This window comes from Streptomyces sp. NPDC057638, from assembly GCF_042800315.1.
Taxonomy (GTDB): Bacteria; Actinomycetota; Actinomycetes; order Streptomycetales; family Streptomycetaceae; genus Streptomyces.
On the sequence record NZ_JBHVHF010000527.1, the window covers coordinates 1 to 3,206 of the forward strand.

1 rRNA gene is annotated in these 3,206 nt (G+C 57.1%); it reads left to right on the forward strand.

Annotated elements, in window-relative coordinates:
• Window positions 1-62 precede the first annotated feature (62 nt).
• A 23S ribosomal RNA gene (locus ACFVIM_RS34340) occupies window positions 63-3,184 on the forward strand.
• Window positions 3,185-3,206 lie beyond the last annotated feature (22 nt).

The window sequence follows — 3,206 nt, forward strand, 5'->3', positions numbered from 1 at the left end:
GGGGTGGGGTGGTGGGTGGCTGGTCGTTGTTTGAGAACTGCACAGTGGACGCGAGCATCTGTGGCCAAGTTTTTAAGGGCGCACGGTGGATGCCTTGGCACCAGGAACCGATGAAGGACGTGGGAGGCCGCGATAGTCCCCGGGGAGTCGTCAACCAGGCTTTGATCCGGGGGTTTCCGAATGGGGAAACCCGGCAGTCGTCATGGGCTGTCACCCACTGCTGAACACATAGGCAGTGTGGAGGGAACGAGGGGAAGTGAAACATCTCAGTACCCTCAGGAAGAGAAAACAACCGTGATTCCGGGAGTAGTGGCGAGCGAAACCGGATGAGGCCAAACCGTATAGGTGTGATACCCGGCAGGGGTTGCTTATGCGGGGTTGTGGGATCTCTCTTTCACAGTCTGCCGGCTGTGAGGCGAGTCAGAAACCGTTGGTATAGGCGAAGGGCATGCGAAAGGCCCGGCGTAGAGGGTAAGACCCCCGTAGCTGAAATACTAGCGGCTTGCTTGAGAGACACCCAAGTAGCACGGGGCCCGAGAAATCCCGTGTGAATCTGGCGGGACCACCCGTTAAGCCTAAATATTCCCTGGTGACCGATAGCGGATAGTACCGTGAGGGAATGGTGAAAAGTACCGCGGGAGCGGAGTGAAATAGTACCTGAAACCGTGTGCCTACAAGCCGTGGGAGCGTCGCATGCAAGTTTACTTGCATGTCGTGACTGCGTGCCTTTTGAAGAATGAGCCTGCGAGTTTGCGGTGTGTTGCGAGGTTAACCCGTGTGGGGAAGCCGTAGCGAAAGCGAGTCCGAATAGGGCGTTTTAGTAGCGCGCTCAAGACCCGAAGCGGAGTGATCTAGCCATGGGCAGGTTGAAGCGGCTGTAAGAGGTCGTGGAGGACCGAACCCACCAGGGTTGAAAACCTGGGGGATGACCTGTGGTTAGGGGTGAAAGGCCAATCAAACTCCGTGATAGCTGGTTCTCCCCGAAATGCATTTAGGTGCAGCGTCGTGTGTTTCTTGCCGGAGGTAGAGCACTGGATAGGCGATGGGCCCTACCGGGTTACTGACCTTAGCCAAACTCCGAATGCCGGTAAGTGAGAGCGCGGCAGTGAGACTGTGGGGGATAAGCTCCATGGTCGAGAGGGAAACAGCCCAGAGCATCGACTAAGGCCCCTAAGCGTACGCTAAGTGGGAAAGGATGTGGAGTCGCAGAGACAACCAGGAGGTTGGCTTAGAAGCAGCCACCCTTGAAAGAGTGCGTAATAGCTCACTGGTCAAGTGATTCCGCGCCGACAATGTAGCGGGGCTCAAGCGTACCGCCGAAGTCGTGTCATTGCAGCATGAGGGCCAACGCCCGCTGTGATGGGTAGGGGAGCGTCGTGTGCCGGGTGAAGCCGCGCCGGAAGGCAGTGGTGGATGGTTCACGAGTGAGAATGCAGGCATGAGTAGCGATTCACACGTGGGAAACGTGTGCGCCGATTGACTAAGGGTTCCTGGGTCAAGCTGATCTGCCCAGGGTAAGTCGGGACCTAAGGCGAGGCCGACAGGCGTAGTCGATGGACAACCGGTTGATATTCCGGTACCCGCTTTGAAGCGCCCAGTATCGAGGCGAGCGATGCTAAGTCCGTGAAGCCGCCCCTGATCTCTTCGGAGTGAGGGGGAGTGGTGGAGCCGATGACCCAGACTTGTAGTAGGTAAGTGATGGGGTGACGCAGGAAGGTAGTCCAGCCCGGGCGGTGGTTGTCCCGGGGTAAGGGTGTAGCCCGTGCGGTAGGTAAATCCGTCGCACATGAGGGTGAGACCTGATGCCGAGCCGATTGTGGTGAAGTGGATGATCCTATGCTGTCGAGAAAAGCCTCTAGCGAGTTTCAAGGCGGCCCGTACCCTAAACCGACTCAGGTGGTCAGGTAGAGAATACCGAGGCGTTCGGGTGAACTATGGTTAAGGAACTCGGCAAAATGCCCCCGTAACTTCGGGAGAAGGGGGGCCATTCCTGGTGATCTGTTTTACACGGTGAGCTGGGGGTGGCCGCAGAGACCAGCGAGAAGCGACTGTTTACTAAAAACACAGGTCCGTGCGAAGCCGTAAGGCGATGTATACGGACTGACGCCTGCCCGGTGCTGGAACGTTAAGGGGACCGGTTAGCTCCATTTCGGTGGGGCGAAGCTGAGAACTTAAGCGCCAGTAAACGGCGGTGGTAACTATAACCATCCTAAGGTAGCGAAATTCCTTGTCGGGTAAGTTCCGACCTGCACGAATGGCGTAACGACTTCTCGACTGTCTCAACCATAGGCCCGGTGAAATTGCACTACGAGTAAAGATGCTCGTTTCGCGCAGCAGGACGGAAAGACCCCGGGACCTTTACTACAGTTTGATATTGGTGTTCGGTTCGGCTTGTGTAGGATAGGTGGGAGACTGTGAAGCTTGGACGCCAGTTCAGGTGGAGTCGCTGTTGAAATACCACTCTGGTCGTGCTGGATGTCTAACCTGGGTCCGTGATCCGGATCAGGGACAGTGTCTGATGGGTAGTTTAACTGGGGCGGTTGCCTCCTAAAGAGTAACGGAGGCGCCCAAAGGTTCCCTCAGCCTGGTTGGCAATCAGGTGTTGAGTGTAAGTGCACAAGGGAGCTTGACTGTGAGACCGACGGGTCGAGCAGGGACGAAAGTCGGGACTAGTGATCCGGCGGTGGCTTGTGGAAGCGCCGTCGCTCAACGGATAAAAGGTACCCCGGGGATAACAGGCTGATCTTCCCCAAGAGTCCATATCGACGGGATGGTTTGGCACCTCGATGTCGGCTCGTCGCATCCTGGGGCTGGAGTCGGTCCCAAGGGTTGGGCTGTTCGCCCATTAAAGCGGTACGCGAGCTGGGTTTAGAACGTCGTGAGACAGTTCGGTCCCTATCCGCTGTGCGCGTAGGAGTCTTGAGAAGGGCTGTCCCTAGTACGAGAGGACCGGGACGGACGAACCTCTGGTGTGCCAGTTGTTCTGCCAAGGGCATGGCTGGTTGGCTACGTTCGGGAGGGATAACCGCTGAAAGCATCTAAGCGGGAAGCCTGCTTCGAGATGAGGACTCCCACCCCCTTGAGGGGGTAAGGCTCCCAGTAGACGACTGGGTTGATAGGCCGGATCTGGAAGCCAGGTAACTGGTGAAGGTGACCGGTACTAATAGGCCGAGGGCTTGTCCTCAGTTGCTCGCGTCCACTGTGTT